General features: G+C 35.9%; 16 protein-coding genes and 1 other RNA gene. 2 read left to right on the top strand and 15 right to left on the bottom strand.

Annotation, left to right across the window (positions count from 1 at the left end):
- Positions 1-12: 12 nt before the first annotated feature.
- From JOC48_RS00220 to JOC48_RS00155, 14 genes are all read right to left on the bottom strand, one after another.
- The gene (locus JOC48_RS00220; protein WP_338024203.1) at positions 13-648 is read right to left on the bottom strand and encodes an O-methyltransferase; all 636 of its coding nucleotides are present in this window, start codon (positions 646-648) and stop codon (positions 13-15) included.
- Between the two features lie 131 nt (positions 649-779).
- Positions 780-1,970, bottom strand: a complete 1,191-nt coding sequence (gene mltG / locus JOC48_RS00215; protein ID WP_204497030.1) for an endolytic transglycosylase MltG — start codon at positions 1,968-1,970, stop codon at positions 780-782.
- A 167-nt stretch (positions 1,971-2,137) separates the two neighbouring features.
- Positions 2,138-2,419 carry a DUF1292 domain-containing protein gene (locus JOC48_RS00210; RefSeq protein ID WP_204497029.1) on the bottom strand — a complete coding sequence of 94 codons (282 nt, stop codon included), beginning with the start codon at positions 2,417-2,419 and terminating at the stop codon, positions 2,138-2,140.
- Between the two features lie 14 nt (positions 2,420-2,433).
- Entirely contained in the window at positions 2,434-2,850 is a 417-nt protein-coding gene (gene ruvX, locus JOC48_RS00205) for a Holliday junction resolvase RuvX (RefSeq protein ID WP_204497028.1), read from the bottom strand.
- The gene (locus JOC48_RS00200; RefSeq protein WP_204497027.1) at positions 2,850-3,119 is read right to left on the bottom strand and encodes an IreB family regulatory phosphoprotein; all 270 of its coding nucleotides are present in this window, start codon (positions 3,117-3,119) and stop codon (positions 2,850-2,852) included. Before JOC48_RS00200 ends, ruvX begins: the two co-directional genes overlap by 1 nt.
- 85 nt (positions 3,120-3,204) lie before the next feature.
- Positions 3,205-5,841 carry an alanine--tRNA ligase gene (alaS, locus tag JOC48_RS00195; RefSeq protein ID WP_204497026.1) on the bottom strand — a complete coding sequence of 879 codons (2,637 nt, stop codon included), beginning with the start codon at positions 5,839-5,841 and terminating at the stop codon, positions 3,205-3,207.
- A 448-nt stretch (positions 5,842-6,289) separates the two neighbouring features.
- Positions 6,290-7,357, bottom strand: coding sequence for an AI-2E family transporter (locus tag JOC48_RS00190; protein ID WP_204497025.1), 1,068 nt, complete (start codon positions 7,355-7,357; stop codon positions 6,290-6,292).
- Between the two features lie 259 nt (positions 7,358-7,616).
- Complete coding sequence (locus JOC48_RS00185; RefSeq protein ID WP_204497024.1) at positions 7,617-7,805, bottom strand: hypothetical protein; 189 nt, start codon at positions 7,803-7,805, stop codon at positions 7,617-7,619.
- Positions 7,806-7,920: 115 nt separating this feature from the next.
- On the bottom strand, positions 7,921-10,245 hold the full coding sequence (recD2, locus tag JOC48_RS00180) for an SF1B family DNA helicase RecD2 (protein ID WP_204497023.1): 2,325 nt from the start codon (positions 10,243-10,245) through the stop codon (positions 7,921-7,923).
- A gap of 63 nt (positions 10,246-10,308) precedes the next feature.
- Complete coding sequence (locus tag JOC48_RS00175; protein WP_204497022.1) at positions 10,309-10,983, bottom strand: tetratricopeptide repeat protein; 675 nt, start codon at positions 10,981-10,983, stop codon at positions 10,309-10,311.
- Between the two features lie 774 nt (positions 10,984-11,757).
- A complete protein-coding gene (mnmA, locus tag JOC48_RS00170) occupies positions 11,758-12,882 on the bottom strand; it encodes a tRNA 2-thiouridine(34) synthase MnmA (protein WP_420829198.1) in 1,125 nt (374 codons plus the stop codon).
- A gap of 27 nt (positions 12,883-12,909) precedes the next feature.
- Positions 12,910-14,052 (bottom strand): cysteine desulfurase family protein, encoded by a 1,143-nt coding sequence (locus JOC48_RS00165; RefSeq protein ID WP_204497020.1) that lies wholly within the window; start codon positions 14,050-14,052, stop codon positions 12,910-12,912.
- A gap of 17 nt (positions 14,053-14,069) precedes the next feature.
- The gene (gene cymR, locus JOC48_RS00160) at positions 14,070-14,489 is read right to left on the bottom strand and encodes a cysteine metabolism transcriptional regulator CymR (protein ID WP_204497019.1); all 420 of its coding nucleotides are present in this window, start codon (positions 14,487-14,489) and stop codon (positions 14,070-14,072) included.
- Positions 14,443-15,120, bottom strand: coding sequence for a YczE/YyaS/YitT family protein (locus JOC48_RS00155; protein ID WP_239584101.1), 678 nt, complete (start codon positions 15,118-15,120; stop codon positions 14,443-14,445). Before JOC48_RS00155 ends, cymR begins: the two co-directional genes overlap by 47 nt.
- A gap of 240 nt (positions 15,121-15,360) precedes the next feature.
- Between JOC48_RS00155 and JOC48_RS00150 the strand changes: the two genes are divergently transcribed.
- Positions 15,361-16,626, top strand: coding sequence for an AAA family ATPase (locus JOC48_RS00150; RefSeq protein ID WP_204497018.1), 1,266 nt, complete (start codon positions 15,361-15,363; stop codon positions 16,624-16,626).
- A 148-nt stretch (positions 16,627-16,774) separates the two neighbouring features.
- A complete protein-coding gene (locus tag JOC48_RS00145) occupies positions 16,775-17,485 on the top strand; it encodes an RsfA family transcriptional regulator (RefSeq protein WP_204497017.1) in 711 nt (236 codons plus the stop codon).
- Positions 17,486-17,727: 242 nt separating this feature from the next.
- On the opposite strand, the gene ssrS is transcribed toward JOC48_RS00145, so the two are convergent.
- Positions 17,728-17,919: non-coding RNA, 6S RNA (ssrS, locus tag JOC48_RS00140), on the bottom strand.
- Positions 17,920-17,963: the final 44 nt, after the last annotated feature.

Here is a 17,963-nt window from a genome sequence, read left to right as displayed (position 1 = left end):
CCTCTGTCTGTTTCATCGCTTTACACTGATTGCTACACCATCCCCTATGGGTACAATCGTTGTCCTATAATCAGGGTGATTGACAAGCCATTCGTTATAAGAATTAATTTTACGAGCTATTTTACTTAAGCGTTCATTTTCTAATGATTGATCAGCAACTAATCCTTTAAATAAAACATTATCAGAAATGATGACGGCATCCTCTGTTAAGTGTTTGCTATACATCTCGAAAAAACGTTGATACTGCCCCTTTGCAGCATCAATAAACAATAAATCATATGGCCCTTTTTCCACTACGAGGTCAACCACTTCTAGCGCATCCCCATGAATGACATGAATATTCTTTTGTTTATTTAAATCTTTTATATTGTTTACTGCTTCCATATACCGGTTCTCATCTCGTTCCACTGTAACAATAGAAGCGCTTGGACAAGCCTCAAGCATTCGCAGTGAAGAATAACCAATAGCTGTTCCAATTTCTAATATGTTTGTTGGTTTTTGTAAACGAACTAGTTGCATGAGAAAGTTAATTCCCAATGGTTCCATAATCGGGACACCATGTGTGTAGGCATAATTCTCCAGTTTGCTAACCCACTCATCACTGCTTGGAAGCATCCGTGTGAGATACATTTCTAACTGCTTGTCCACCGTTATTCTCCTCTCTATTTATTTTTAAAACCGCTAACTACATAATTATTGAGGAATTTTTAAGTTCCCTTGCAGTGTACCCAATTCCGACTGTACTTATAAAAAGGGGGAATATGATTATCCCCCCCAACTCATTCTGCCTCTACTGCATCCCTATTTAAATATCTAGCAACTAACTCCTGATGCTTTTCATATGTTTCAGAATAGTAAATGTTTCCATCATTTGCAGCTACAAAATACATATAGTTTGTTTCTTCTGGCTCAATAACAGCTCTTAAAGAATTTTCATTAAAGTTAGAAATAGGTCCAACAGGTAAACCAGTAATTTGATACGTGTTATATGGGGATTCAATTTCTAAGTACTCATACAAGACTCGATCTCGATGTTCACCTAAAGCATATAAAACGGTTGGGTCTGTCTGTAGCATCATACCCTGTTCCAATCGATTATAAAATACACCTGCAATAATTTTTCGATCCTCCTCCGTTCTCGCTTCGTTTTCAACCAAAGAGGCCATTGTGATGGCGTCATGAACCGTCCATTCCTCCATTTGACTAATTTGATCATAATAGTTTAGAACAACGTCCTCTGTTTTATCTAGCATCTTATTTATGATTGTATCTACACTTGGATTTTCTTCATAAAATTGATAGGTTGCTGCATAAAGATATCCTTCTAGTGGTGTACGGATATCTTCATTTAAAATTTCTTCCGATAAAATTGTTGGGTAAGCATCAATTAATTGTCTAATAAATGTTTTATCTTCTACCCTGGCTAGAAATGCTTCTTTATCAACATCTGCTTTTTCTGCATATAAATCAGCGATTTGTTCGATTGTCTTTCCCTCAGGAATGGTTACAGTTAGTACTGGTTCTTTATATACCCTACCTGTTTGTAAGGCGTCCGTAATTTCACCAAGTGTCATGGATGGGGAAAGCTGATATTCCCCCGCTTGAAATTGTCCAGCATTATTAAACTTAATATAGAACCGATATACCCTAGGGTCTTTAATAATCCCGTTCTCCTCCAAAATATTTGCAATTTGGGAGGTAGAAGATCCTAAAGGTATCTCAATACTTGTAGTTGTTTCATCATCAGGATTGACCGGTTCCAATGCTGATTTAATATATAAATAACCGGTTACACCACCGGAAACAATCGCTAATGTTATCAGTACTAATACTATAGTGACAATTTTTCGTACTGTTCTAGCCTCTTCACTTCGCTGTAATGTACGATCTAACACGTGTGGTTTTTTATCTATCTTTTTATCTTTTTTGTTTTGGTGATTATCTTTATTATTTTTATCCGATGTGGACATTTAATATCCCCCTTTCATCCGATATATTATACTATACTAATTGTCAATTTTTCTAATATTTTTATGCAATTTGTCAAAAATCAGATTCTTATATAAAAGAATAGAGACTTCAGAGCTAAAGAAAAAAGTCTGATCCATTAATAGGATCAGACTTTTTTAAGCTACTTTTAATCTGTTTCTTCTTCGGTTAATGTATTCAGCATTTCCTCAACCATTTCCCACTCTTCATCTGTTTCGATTTGGAATAAGGATAAATCATCTTCGTTTGTTTGATCTTCATAACGAAAAGCAAATACTTCTACCTCTTCGTCATCTTTTTGCTCCACTGGTACAACAGCAATATAGGAATTTCCTGTTTGGTCTACATCAAAAGTAAACAAAACTTCAAATAAATGTTCCTCACCATTTTCATCTGGGATAATAATTCGTTCTTTTTCCTCTAACGCCACTTCAACACCTCCAACTACTTATTCGCATCAAGATAACTTTGTAATATAATCGCAGCTGCCATTTTATCAATAATTTTTTTTCTTTTTTTTCTACTCATGTCGGCTTCAATTAATATTCGTTCAGCAGCCATTGTTGTTAGACGCTCGTCCCATAAGACGGTTTTCAGCTCAAACTTTTGTTCTAAATAACTAGCATATCGCTGACACGCTTCTCCTCTTTCACCAATGGATCCATTCATGTTCTTGGGTAATCCAACCACGACTTCTTTTACTTCATATTCGTTTATAATTGCAGCTAACTCATCATCTGCACTATGGATGTCATTTTCATCCCATTTAATAGTAGTTAATCCTTGAGCTGTCCAACCAAAAGCGTCACTTACGGCAACCCCAATGGTTTTTTGCCCGACATCTAACCCTATTTTCTTCATTATTCATCCTCTTTATGCTGATTTAAATAAAATTTGACTAATTCTTCAATTAGTTCGTCCCGTTCAATTCTTCGAATAAGATTTCTTGCGTCATTATGACGAGGGATATAGGCTGGATCTCCAGATAACAGATATCCAACGATTTGATTAATTGGGTTGTACCCTTTTTCCCTTAATGCTTCATGGACGGTTAATAATACTTCTTTTACACTTTCATCAAAATGTTCGTCTGAAAAATTAAACTTCATTGTTCTATCCATTGATTCCATGGAATCACCCCACTTTTCATTTTAGCGATTCACTATTTCTTCTATCTATTTCCTATTATAGCTTTTATAGGTAGTATTTTACAAACTATGATTGAGAAGTAACATAATTTTCGGCGTGTGCTAATGCTTCAGGCAATTGTTTAGGGTTTTTGCCACCGGCTTGAGCCATATCTGGTCGACCACCACCACCGCCACCACAGCGTGATGCTGTCTCTTTAATTAAGTTACCTGCATGAAAACCACGTTCTACCAAGTCTTTTGTTATTCCTGCAGCTAGTTGTACCTTTCCATTGTTAACTGCACCGAGCAATATGATACCCGATTCTATTTTTTGTTTTAATTCATCTACCATGTTACGTAATTGATTCATATCTTGTACATCTACTTGTTTAGATAGGAGTTTAACACCGTTTATATCTTGTACATCATCTAAAATAGACGATGCCTCCAAATTGGATAGTTTCGCACTTAATGATTCTTTTTCCTTTTGTAATTCTCTTTGTTCTTGATATAATCCTTCAATTCTACTTGGAACTTTTTCTTCCGCAACTTTTAAAAGCTTTGCTGCATCACTTAACAGTTTTTGTTTATTTGATAAATATTGATAAGCACCTTTGCCAGTAGAAGCCTCAATTCTTCTTGTACCAGCTCCAATACCAGTTTCAGAAGTTATTTTAAATAATCCTATTTCTGCAGTATTGACCACATGACAGCCTCCACATAGTTCAATACTATAGTCTCCTACCTTTACAACTCTTACGACATCTCCATATTTTTCTCCAAATAATGCCATTGCTCCCATCTCTTTCGCCTCTTCCAGCTGATGATGATTTACTATAACAGGTATGGTAGACCAAATTTTTTCATTCACTATTGCTTCAATTTTGTTTAATTCTTCCTCACTGATGGAACCAAAATGTGAAAAATCAAATCGAAGACGGTCAGAAGCAACAAGTGAACCTGCTTGGTTTACATGATCGCCTAATACGTCCTTCAATGCTTGATGAAGTAAATGGGTAGCTGTGTGATTTTTTATCACTTGCGTACGAGATTCTCGATCCACAATTGCATGTACAGCATCCCCTTTATTGAAAGTGCCTTCCTTTACATGAATTCGGTGTAAATGCTGGCCCTTAGGTGCTTTTTGAACATCTAATACCTCAGCTGTAGCTGTTTCTGTATAAATGAAACCTCTATCAGCAATTTGACCACCGCTTTCCGCATAAAAAGGAGTATCCTCTAAAATAATATAGGCTTCTTCCCCTCTATTTGCTGCATTACTAAATGCTTTATCTTTCACTATTTCAACTAATACGGTTTTCGATTCTAATGAATCATAACCAACAAACTCACTCGATACATTCACTTCACTTAGCACACCCTCTTGAATTTGCATAGAGTCTACTTTTTGACGAGCTTGACGAGCACGCTCACGCTGTTTTTTCATCTCCTGCTCAAAACCAGTTTGGTCCATACGAAACCCAGCTTCTTGAATGTACTCTTCTGTTAATTCTTTAGGAAACCCATACGTGTCATAGAGTCTAAATACTTCTTCTCCCGGAAAAACATTACTTCCTTTTTGCTTTTCCCTTTCAATGATATCAGATAATATCGTTAAACCTTCATGAAGGGTTTCATGAAAGCGCTCCTCCTCAGTTTTAATCACATTTTCAATAAAATCTGTTTTACTAGTTACTTCAGGATAAAACTCTTTCATAATTTGTCCAACTGTCGGTACTAAACGATACATAAACGGCTGATCAATACCAATTTGCTTTGCATAGCGAACCGCTCTCCTTAGTAACCTTCTTAAAACATACCCACGACCCTCGTTAGATGGAAGTGCACCATCACTGACTGCGAATGTTACCGTACGAATATGGTCAGCAATAACTTTAAAGGCAACATCTAGGTCAGTTTTTTCACCATATTTAACAGACGAAATCTTTTCAACCTCATTTATAATTGGTAAAAATAAATCTGTTTCAAAGTTTGTTGGTGTATCTTGAATTACGCACACCATTCTTTCTAATCCCATACCAGTATCAATATTTTTCTTTGGTAACGGTGTATAAGTATCATCTGGATTATGGTTGAACTGTGAAAACACTAAATTCCATATTTCTAGATAACGCTCATTCTCTCCACCAGGATAAAGTTCAGGATCATTCGGATCATTGCCATATTGTTCACCGCGGTCATAAAAAATTTCCGTATTTGGACCACTAGGACCTTCCCCAATATCCCAAAAATTTTCTTCTAACCGGATGATTCTTTCTTCAGGTAATTTAATTTTATCTCGCCATAAATAATATGCTTCATCATCTTCTGGATGAACAGTTACGGACAATCGTTCTTTCTCAAATCCAATCCACTTCTCACTCGTTAAAAATTCCCAAGCAAATTCAATTGCTTCTTCTTTAAAATAATCACCAATAGAAAAGTTACCGAGCATTTCAAAAAACGTATGATGTCTAGCAGTGTAGCCAACGTTTTCAATATCATTTGTACGAATTGATTTTTGGGCATTTACAATTCTTGGGTTATCTGGTATTACTCTTCCATCAAAATACTTCTTTAAAGTCGCAACACCACTATTGATCCAAAGTAATGTCGGATCTTCATGCGGAACTAAGGATGCACTCGGTTCGACACGGTGTCCTTTCTCTTTAAAATAATCTAAAAACATTTGTCTTACTTGTGCTGAAGTTAATTGTTTCACTCTTATTACCCTCCTAGAAATGATTGATAATGATTCCTTTTATTGAGTTTTATACAACCTTATGGTAAAAGCAATACATTGCAGGGAAACTTAGTATTTCATTAGCGACTCCAAGGCCTGAAATATAAAAAACTCCCGTCCTGCTGCTATGATAGCAGGGACGAGAGTTAGTTTCGCGGTACCACCCTGATTACGGACACATATTTGTCCATCACCTCAAACGCCATAACGGTGCGTCTCCGTCGGACTTTTATCCGCGCTCAGAACTAGCTTCCATGACCCTTCACCTAGAATTTCTTTCAGCCCTTGGAAATTCCTCTCTTCCCTCTGTTGTGGCTATTAAACAGCACAACAAGTCAGATGGTCTGTCACGTACTAATGATCGTCAGTGTTTTCGTAAATATTTGGTTACTATCGTTCGATATTATAGTGAACATTTTGCGGTTTGTCAATCACTATAGTGAAATGACTTCGTATGACTTACAATAACTTTTAAAATAGAAAGTAATGGTACAGCAATAATCATTCCAATTACTCCCCCTATTTCTCCACCTACTAATAACGCAAAAATAATAAGTATTGGATGAATATCTATACTTTTCCCAACAATAAAAGGAGATAGCAAGTTTCCTTCAATAATTTGTACAACAAAAACGGCAATAATTACATAAACTACCATCTTAATTGAAATAGTAAAAGCAATAATAACAGCTGGAATAGCACCAAGAATAGGTCCAAAATACGGAATTATATTTGTAATAGCCATTACAATCGCTAATACGAGTGGATACTTCATATCGATAAACCATAAAATTCCGTAAGTAGTTAAACCAACAAAGAAACAAACAATTAATTGACCACGTATATAATTACCTAAACTGTTATCGATATCAACGATTAATGTCTTGCCTTCGTCTCGATACTTTTTTGGTGTTAACTTCCAAAGAGAAGACTTGATTAAATCGAAATCTTTTAACATATAAAAAACTAATACAGGAATCACTGCAAGGATAATAATAATATCCATTAATTTAGTAAGATATCGTACGCTATCCGTAAGCATATTACCTATCATTTCTTCCATATCATGAAAAAATTCATCCATCCTATCATGAACAGTCTCTGGTAAAAAAGAGGTATTCTCATACATACTGTAAACGGTCGATCGATAAGTATCCATGAATTGTGGTAGGTTTTCGTTTAAATCCCTAATTTGTTGAACAACAGATGGATAGGTATGATAGATAATATAGCCAACACCACCAAAGAATAGAAAATAAATCAGCAGGATTGCTAGCCATCTAGGGAAATTATATTCATGTAATTTTTCAACAACTGGATGAAGTAAATAAGCGATAAGACCAGCAACAATAAAAGGTGTTAAGATTCGAAATAAAATAGAAAAAAAGGAACGATAAAAAGGGAATAAAATCGTTAATAAATATAGAAACAAAAACGCTAATATACCTATTAATATCCAATAAAGTATTCGTATCGACTTTTTCTGATTAAACATATCTACTAGATGCCCCTAACACAGATTATTGCGATTATTTATAGAACCATTCAGACTAGAGAACCCCTGTCAACGTGTAATTGCTGACAAGGGTTCCTTTATTCGTTAAACGTAATGGGATTCCTTACTGATTTTCCGAGTACGCTTAATCGGGCATTCGTTCATCAAATTCCCCAGCTTTACAATTCGGTTTCTTGTACATCGATAAATAATGCACTCTCCCAATCCTACCATAGATGATACAATTGCAGTAAGCGATTTACCATTGGAGTTTTCGCTCTTCTTCTGAAAAGATATCATCTAACGAGCTTAGTGAACCATCCTGTTCTACTTCATGAACTTGAAAAACATTTTCGGAAACAGTTAGCTCAATAAAACAATTCCAGCAATAATATTGCTGGTTTCCAATTTTCCCAATATCTTTTCCTCTACAATTAGGACAACGCATACTGTAGCAACTCCTTAACGTTTTCTTAAAGTTACTACAAGTATTTCCTAAATTTCCACATATTATACATTAACTGATACTTTTTAACGTATGGCTGTGTTAAAGTTGGTGTTGATTAGAGAAAATCATAAGGTGAAATTTCTTCCTTTTCATTCTGCTCCTGCTCCTCAATAAAATTGGATTGAGTAACTATCTCTTGTAACATTTCAACTAGCGTAGTGTACCGTTTATTCGTATCTTCTTCCCGAACACCTTGTAAAAATGCTTGTTTATTACCACATAACAATAGGGATTTTTTTGAGCGAGTTATTGCAGTATAAAGCAAGTTTTTTCTTAACATCCTACGATATCCTGCCACTACAGGTAAAATAACAATTGGAAACTCACTTCCTTGGGACTTATGAATGGAGGTACAATATGCGTGCATTAAATTGTTCAAATTTTTTCGCTCATATGCCACTTCTCTGTCTTCAAACGAAACAACTACTTGTTCTGATTGATTTTGCCCTTCATCTTCTTGATAAATGGCAACTATTTCTCCAATATCACCATTAAATACTCCATCCTCTGGTTGATTAACAAGCTGAATAACTTTATCACCCGTACGAAAAACAAAATCTTTCGTTCGCATTTCCCGCTTTTGCTTATTTTTCGGATTAACAAGCTTCTGTATTTCTTCATTAATTTTTAAAATACCTGCTTGTGATCGATACATTGGAGCTAGCACTTGCAAATCTCTTATATCTACACCTCTCTGAAAGGCTCTTTCAACAATTTGAATAATGACTTCTATTACCTGATGTTCCCCACACGGAATAAAATTAAAGTCAGAATCCTTTTCCAACGAATCAATCGTACATTGATTTTGTTTGATTTCATGTGCTAATTGAATAATTTTAGATCCTTCTTTTTGCCGATATACTTCCTCTAATTTGACAGCGGGAACTTTACCACTTTCCAATAAATCGGATAACACCTGCCCCGGACCAACAGAGGGTAATTGATCCTCATCGCCAACAATTAATACCTGCATATCTGTTGGGATTGCCTTAAAAAGCTGATTAGCTAGCCAAATGTCAACCATTGAAAATTCATCAATGATTAAAAACTTTCCACCCAATTGATTATCTTCATCCATTTCAAACGATTCCTGACCATTCCAACCTAACAAACGATGAATAGTCACAGCAGGTAAGCCAGTAGATTCTTTCATTCGTTTTGCCGCTCTACCAGTTGGAGCAGTAAGGACAAAAGGATAATCAGATTTATTATCATAATCATCTGGATCCAACGATAACTCATGAATTTGTCCAAAGGCTCTAAGAATACCTTTAATTACTGTCGTTTTACCAGTACCAGGCCCACCAGTTAGTATCATCAATTTTGAACGAAGTGCTTGTTCGATTGCAGTATATTGCTCTCTTCCATAACTCAATGATTCCTCTTCTTCGATGTCTCCAACGATTCTCAATAACTCCGCATCAGCTACAGAATGTTTAATCTGACCTTCCATGATTCTTACAATTTGTGTACAAAAACCACTTTCAGCATAAAACAAAGAGGGTAAGTAGGCATTTTCTTCAACGACTATTACTTGTTTTTTCTTATTTAATTCATCTATTTCTCGGGAAATATCCTCTTCAAAAATAGAGAATGCTTTTCCATTTATTAAATAATCAACCATTTCAACTTGTTTCGTTACTGGGACAAATACATGGCCTTCTTGCACACTTTGTTGAAGCGTATATATACATGCAGCTTGGATCCGACTTGGATGATTCATTGCAAGGTTATTTCGTTTAGCCACTTCATCCGCACGTTGAAATCCAAACCCTTCAATATCTAAAACAAATTGATACGGGTTTGTTTGTAACAACTCAAGAGCCTCTTCTTTATATTTCTCGTAAATTTTTTGTGCCATTTTCAAACCAATTCCATATTGAGAAAGCTGAATGACGATATGTTCAAACCCCTGATTTTCCTTTAACGTTTCCGTTAATTGCTTTGCTCGATCCTTTGTTAATCCTGGTATATGATCTAGAACACTTGAATCCTCTAAAATCTTGGACACTGCTGATTCACCGAGACGATCGATGATTTTCTCTGCCGTCTTCTTTCCTATACCATAAAACAAATCACTTGATAAGTAAGTAATCAGTCCTTCTCTTGTACTAGGTATAAACCGTTGATACTGTTCAACCTGGTATTGTTTACCGAACCTTTTATGCTCTTGAAATTCTCCATAAAATAAGTACATTTCACTGGGATTAAGTGTTGAAATATACCCTTTAATAACTACCTCATTTTCTTCTATAGCTTCATTCGTTTCGATGATTTTTATTTTGGCAATGGAAAAATGCTCAACTTCATTCACAAAAATGGTGTGCATTAATTCCCCCTTAATATATCCCCTTTCGCTAACATTTTGTTTTTCTTCCATCGCCTTATTCTCCTTCCGATAAAAAAACACCATATAAATTGTGATTAATCCACCCACTGGTTATCAATCGTTCTTTTTTTGTTCGTTAAGCATTTCTTCTATCTTTGCTTTTCCATTAGCTGCTAGTAAATGGTCTGGCTGGATTTTGATTGCTTCAGAAAAATGATCCAATGCTTCTGTTACTTTTTCTTGATACAAGTATGTTACACCCATATTATAATGTGCATCACTATGCTTTGGATTTATCGTAAGCACAGTGGAAAACTTTTGTTGCGCTAAATCAATCTGATTGGTTTGTGCTAATGCTAAACCATATTGGAATAGGATAGATTCATCATCAGGGCTTAACTCAGATGCACGCTGAAGGTATGGTAATGCTAATTTCTGCTGTTCTTGATGTTGAAAGGTCATCCCTAACATGAAATAAGCATCACCTTCATCAAGTCCAAGTTTAATTGATTTTTCAAATTTCTCTTGGGCTTCTTTATAATTTTCTTCTTCATAATAAACATTTCCTAACCCATAATAGGCTGTCGCTGCATTCGGATCCAAATCTATTGCTTTTTGATAAAATCTTTCGGCTCGCTCTTTATCATTCATATGTAATAATAAATTACCAAAGTTTATGTAACCAATAGGTTCACTAGGATTCTTTTCAATTTCATCCGTGAAAAATTTAGCCGCTTCTTCCAACTTTCCTTCTTTCATATATTGTACACCTTTATTTTGCTCAGTCATATCTACTCACACCCATTTCTGTCTAATTTGTTATTTAACCAAAGATTGTTTTCTAAATAATTGTTGCTTTTTTTGCCAAAAACGTACTGCGCAGTAACAGATTAATGCGACACAAAAATAATTATATAAAAAGTGCTGTCCACCGCTGTGGAAAAACACTCGCTTTCCGCGGGCAACGCCTCAGCCTCCTCGTGAGCAAAGAGCGCTCACTGCGGGGTCTTCACCTGTTGGGACTGCGATTACTCGCCCCACCGAAAACCATTTGCTTTTCCCGCAGGAGTCTCGCATTTTTCCACAGCTGGATTTTTTCTTATTTAGGTAATAAAATTGTCTAATTGCTATCCATAGTACTTTTTAATGAACTTTTTATAGTTGCTTTTTAACAAGCAATTATCGTTTATATTGAGAAATTTTCAATATCAGCGTAGGCAGAATACGTAGACTCCTGCGGGAACAGCACGTGTCCGAAGACCCCGCAAGAAGCGTTCTGTGCTTCTGAGGAGGCTGAGGCCGTGCCCGCGGAAAGCGAAGTATTCTGCCGAAGCGGTTATTGCACCCGATTCAAAAAGAGTGTATTAAAGTAATTCCATGCAAAGGTTATGTCGCATTATGTGTCAACTGTGTAATAAAAAGCAACAGAGAATACGGTCTAACCAAAAGAGGACAGACGATGGGATACCCCTGTTTGTCTGTCCAGAATCTTTCATAAAGTTGTTTAACAAGATAACCAAGGGGATTCCCTTAACTTTTTTAACCAATATCTAGAAAAGGATCTTATCCTACATAGTCAATAAAAGTTTTATTTTTAATAATGTCATCAATCGTTCCTCCCCCTAAACAAACCTCACCTTCATAAAGAACAACTGCCTGCCCAGGTGTAATCGCTCGTTCAGGTTCATGGAATGTGACTTCTACTTTATCATTAGAAATTGGGGTCACTGTTACTTTGCTATCGTTTTGTCGATATCTAAATTTCGCCGTACAATCCATCGGTTTCGTCAGAGGGTTATCATTTATCCAATTCATCTCTGTAGCAACTAAACCATCAGAGTATAAGTAGTCATTGTGAAATCCTTGCTCCACATACAATACATTTTCATCTAGGTTTTTACCAACAACAAACCAAGGATCGCCAGCTCCACCAATACCAAGCCCCTGTCGCTGACCAATGGTATAATACATTAAGCCATCATGTCTGCCTTTTTCCAGACCACTAAGTGTTTTCATTTTACCAGGCTGAGCAGGTAAATATTCACTTAAAAATTCTTTAAAGTTACGTTCACCGATAAAACAAATTCCTGTACTATCCTTTTTATGAGCAGTTGCCAGATTGTTTTCTGCCGCTATATTCCGAACTTCTTTCTTAGGTAAATGCCCTAAAGGGAACATTACTTTAGACAAGACATCTTGATCTAATTGGTTCAAAAAGTAAGTTTGATCTTTATTATCATCCACACCACGGAGCATTTGATATTGTTCACCAACTTTTCTTACTTGAGCATAATGACCAGTTGCCAAGTAATCTGCACCTAAAGACAAGGCATGTTCAAGGAAGGCTTTGAATTTAATTTCCTTATTACACATGACATCAGGGTTCGGAGTTCTACCTGCTTTGTATTCATCAAGAAAATACTGAAATACCTTATCCCAATATTGCTTTTCAAAATTGACTGCATAATATGGAATATCGAGCTGGTTACAAACGCGAACAACATCATCAAAGTCTTCTGTTGCTGTACAAACCCCATTTTCATCTGTATCATCCCAGTTTTTCATAAATATACCGACTACGTCATAACCCTGTTGTTTTAATAATAGCGCCGCCACAGAAGAATCAACACCACCACTCATACCGACAACGACTCGAGTATCTTTTTTTTCCTTCATGTTGTTCACCACCTTTTTTACAATCCATTACATTTCTAGTTATTTTACTAACCTTTTAACGATTGAAGCAACTCTTAAAGCCGCTTCTTGCACATTTGTTTCGTCATTAGCCAACCCAAAGCTAAAACGAATAGAATTAACCGTTCTATCATTTTCAGCACCATACATAGCTGATAGGACATGGGAAGGTTCTACCGATCCTGCTGTACAGGCACTCCCACTTGATGCAGCAATTCCTGACAAATCAAAATTCACAAGAAGTGACTCAACATTTGTTCCTGGAAAACTTATATTAAGAATGGAAGGCATCAATTGTTGTATATCACCATTTACTGTAAAGTCTATTCCTTCTTTTTTTAATATGCTTATAAATTGATCTTTATATGTTTGATAGGTATTAGCTCTATCCTTCTTTTCCTGTTCAACCAATTCAATAGCTCGAATGAATCCTTTTATACCTGCAACATTTTCAGTTCCCGGTCGCCGTTTTCTTTCCTGCTGCCCACCGTGCTGGCTGGACTCTATGTTCAGTCCTTCCCTCACATATAAGAACCCAACACCTTTTGGACCGTATATTTTGTGTGAGGAAACAGACAATAAATCGACTTCAAGTTCATTTACATCCAAATCAATCATTCCGTACGCTTGAACTGCATCAGTATGAAAATATGCTTGATGATCTCTAACAGCATTTCCAATTTCTTTAATTGGTTGTTTCATACCAGTTTCATTATTAACTGCCATTATGGAGACAAGAATGGTTTCATCTGTCAAAGCCGATTCTAGATCTTGTACCCTTACTTTTCCATTCTCTGTAACAGGTAAATAAGTGACATGAAAGCCATTTTTCTCAAGATATTCAGCAGCATGTAAGACTGCGTGATGCTCAATGGAAGATGTAATAATATGTTTTCCTTTATGTTGATTTGCTCGTGCAACACCTATTAACGCTAAATTATCTGCTTCTGTCCCCCCGCTAGTAAAAACAATATCTTTTTCATTTGCTCCAATACTATTTGCAGCTATCCGTCTACATTCATCCAGTATTTGACGTGCTTTACGACCAAAATGATGAACACTAGAAGGATTTCCATAGACTTCTTCTAAAACTGGTACCATATCCTGAATTACTTCTGGGTGAACCGGTGTCGTTGCAGCATGATCTAAATATATCGGTTGCAACTTTTATCCTCCTTTCATCAAATGTAAAACATATGAGGCTCCTGACTATCATCATCCCCATAATTTTTTAAGTCATCCAAAGTAGTCGTATCAAGAACATTTTTAACTGCATCTCTAACCCGAATCCACAATTGCTGTTTTGCCGGATCCTCATCCTCTATACCCTCAACAGGTGTGATAGGACCTTCTAATATTCGAATAATATCACCAGCAGTAATATCTTTCGAATCTTTTGCTAAAATGTAACCGCCGTAAGCACCACGAATACTCCTCACTAGACTTGCATTCCGTAATGGAGCAACTAATTGTTCCAAATAATGCTCAGAAAGTCCATTATCTTGTGCAATTGTCTTTAAAGATACAGGTCCTTTTCCTGCGTTCTTTGCCAATTCAATCATAATGGTTAATCCGTAACGTCCCTTGGTTGATATTTTCATACTTATCACCTCTTTTAATGAAAAAGTTTAAAAAGTTTTCGGCATAAGGAATTGCATAGCCGACACAAGTACCTAAAGATAAAACAATAATAATCGTTCCAATACCAACAGGTCCCCCTAAAGCCCAACCAAGTAAACAAACAACTAGTTCAATGCCATTACGTACATAGGACACTTTCCAACCAAATTGCTTGCTTAGGTTAAGCATGACAGTATCTCTAGGTCCTGCACCAAGATTAGGTGCTACATAAAAACCAATTCCAATTGCTGAAATAACAATTCCTAATAATAATAGTATTAATTCCATCCATAGATCACTTGTATTTGGAAGGATCCAGTTGAAGAAATCAATAAATACTCCAACAAATAGCATATTTAAATAAGTACCTAACCTAGGGAAAGATTTGGTAATTGCTGCTGTCATTAATACAATGGTAAAACCAGCAAGTATTGACCATGTTCCTATCGTTAGCCCAAATTGTAGGTGAAGTCCATAATGAAAAACTTCCCAAGGACTTATTCCTAAATGGTTTGCTTTAATCGTTAAAGCTAGCCCTAAGGCCAATAACAATAATCCGGTGATAAAAAAAATCCAGTTGAAAATAACTTCTCGTTTGCGTATGACTTTCAAGTAATTCCCCTCTTTTAGTTGCTTAAGATTCTGAATAAAGTTAGTTATTACCAAACGATATTATAGCATGAATATCGTAGTTCTTGCATTTTTAAAAGGTTACGAGTACCCTAAAAGAAAAATCTATCGTTCATTAAATAATGAAGAGTTATTCTATAAGAGGGCTTTAAAAAAGTCAATTATATTTACTTTAGAACACTTTTAAATTTATATTTTCTTATTGAAAAGGAGAACTATAACGTGAACCAAAAGCCATTAGCTTTTCGAATGCGCCCAAAAAACATTGATGAAATAATAGGACAAGAGCATCTCGTTGGAAAAGGAAAAATGATTAGGAGAATGATAGAGGCACAAAGACTTGCTTCCATGATTCTTTTCGGACCTCCAGGAACAGGTAAAACATCCATGGCCATTGCGTTAGCAAAAAGTTTACAAATCCCATACAAAATGCTAAATGCAGTAATAGATAGGAAGAAAGATATGGAAATTGCTGTAGAAGAGGCAAAAATGCATGGTCAATTTGTATTGATATTGGATGAGGTCCATCGATTAGATAAAGCAAAACAAGATTTTTTACTTCCACATGTAGAAAGCAACCTAGTAACTTTAATTGGCTGTACAACTAGTAACCCTTATCACTCTATCAATCCTGCTATTCGAAGTAGAACACATCTTTTTGAATTATATCGATTAGAGGATAATCATATAAAGCAAGCGATTAAAAGGGCACTAAAGGATGAGAAAAATGGCCTTGGTGATATGGAAGTAAAAATGACGGGTGATGCGTTAGATCACTTTTCTAAGTCTGCCAATGGTGATTTACGCGCAGCATTAAATGGATTGGAATTAGCAGTATATTCAACTCCTAGTGATAATAGTAAGATTATTGAAATTGACCTAGAAGTAGCAGAAGAATGTATGCAAAAGAAGAGTTTTTCGCATGACAAGAACGGTGATGCCCATTACGACGTGCTCTCCGCCTTTCAGAAATCGATTCGAGGTAGTGATGTTAATGCTGCCCTCCATTATTTGGGCAGGTTAATTGAAGCTGGCGACTTAGATAGTATAGCACGAAGAATGATTGTATGTGCATACGAAGATATCGGAATTGCCAATCCCCAGGCTGGACCAAGGGCTTTAGCTGCTGTTGAGGCAGCTGAAAGAGTAGGATTTCCAGAAGCGAGAATTCCTTTATCAGTAGCTATTGTAGAGTTATGTTTATCTCCCAAATCAAACACTGCATATTCAGCACTAGACGAGGCTTTAGCAGATATAAGAAATGGTAATAGTGGTGAAATACCACTTCATCTAAAAGATGCCCATTACAAAGGCGCTAAGAACCTTGGAAGAGGTGTGGAATATAAGTATCCACATAATTACGAAAGTGGCTGGGTAGATCAACAATATTTACCCGATGTACTTAAGCATAAGCAGTATTTTCACCCCAAAAGTACAAGTAAATTCGAAAGCTCCTTAAAGCAAATATATGACAAAATAACAAAATAAAAAATAAATGACTAAAAATAAGCGTATAAATTCCTTTCTTTTAGGTAAAGCTAATTACAAAAATACCAAACTATTTCTATGAGATTGTTAAGATTAAATTTTATAGACAAACAGTAGATACCTAAAAAAGAAAAAGGAGTGTAACGCTTTGGTAAAAGTTAGACAAGACGCATGGTCTCATGAGGATGATTTGTTATTAGCAGAAACGGTGCTACGTCACATCAGAGAAGGTAGTACACAATTAAATGCTTTCGAAGAAGTAGGTGACAAATTAAATAGGACATCAGCTGCATGTGGTTTCCGTTGGAATGCTGAAGTAAGACAACGATATGAGCAAGCAGTGGCCATTGCCAAAAGACAACGGAAAGAAAAGAAACGTGCACAAGCTAGAGAACAAAAAGCACTACAGCAACCACAAACAACAACAACTAGCTCAGCTAAATATTACGAAGAAAATTCAGAAGTTAATATGTTAAAGGAAAATGCTGTAACAGAAAATTCATCACAAATGAATCATTCTGATAACAATGCGACTACTAGAAATCAAGCATTAAATTTAGACACAGTAATAGACTATTTGTATTCTCTTAAAAAAGAATATCATGAATCAAGCCAATCTAAATTTAGTCTAGAACAAATGACTTTAGATAATGAGAAACTTCGTGAAGAAAATGAGTCACTATTGAAAAAAAATACACAATTGCAAGAGCAACTTAAAACGATACAAGAAGACTATCAAGTATTAATTAATATTATGGATAGAGCAAGAAAAATGGTGGTATTCGATGAAGATGAAAACATGTCTACCCCAGCATTCAGAATGGAAAAAAACGGAAATTTAGAACAAGTTGCTAGATAGTTATAGTTGTAGGAACAAAAGCGCAATCCCTGTTTAGCGACGTAAGGACTAGACTGAACCGCTGTAGCTGGACGTGGCGAACCCATTAATTAGTTCGTTAAAAAAGTATAGAAGGTGTTATCTTCTAAGCTCTAATTAATAACTTTAAGTCTTTAGATTTTGAAGAAAACATCCTTCTATTTCCTACGAGTAAAAAGCCCTTAAAGATGATTTAGATCTTTAAGGGCTTAAATTATGTATGCGCTAATCCCAATTGTGCCGTCCTTTTGATGAGTTTTGATCCCGCTCTTGGCAGGTGGGTGCCCTGTTCTATGTTTTATGCTTCCTCTCATTAGTAAGTAATGAGGCTTGCACGCCACATAGAAACTTCAGGCTCCCTATGTTTTAGATGTTCGGTCAAAACGTCAATTGTAAGACGGACACATCAGGATTAGCAAAGTATTAACCTTCTGTACTTTGATAATATCACAGAAAAATC

This window comes from Aquibacillus albus (assembly GCF_016908325.1).
In the GTDB taxonomy this organism is placed as follows: Bacteria; Bacillota; Bacilli; order Bacillales; family Amphibacillaceae; genus Aquibacillus_A; species Aquibacillus_A albus.
The sequence above is the reverse complement of the archived record's forward strand: the minus strand, read 5'-3'. Positions and strand labels throughout refer to the sequence as shown.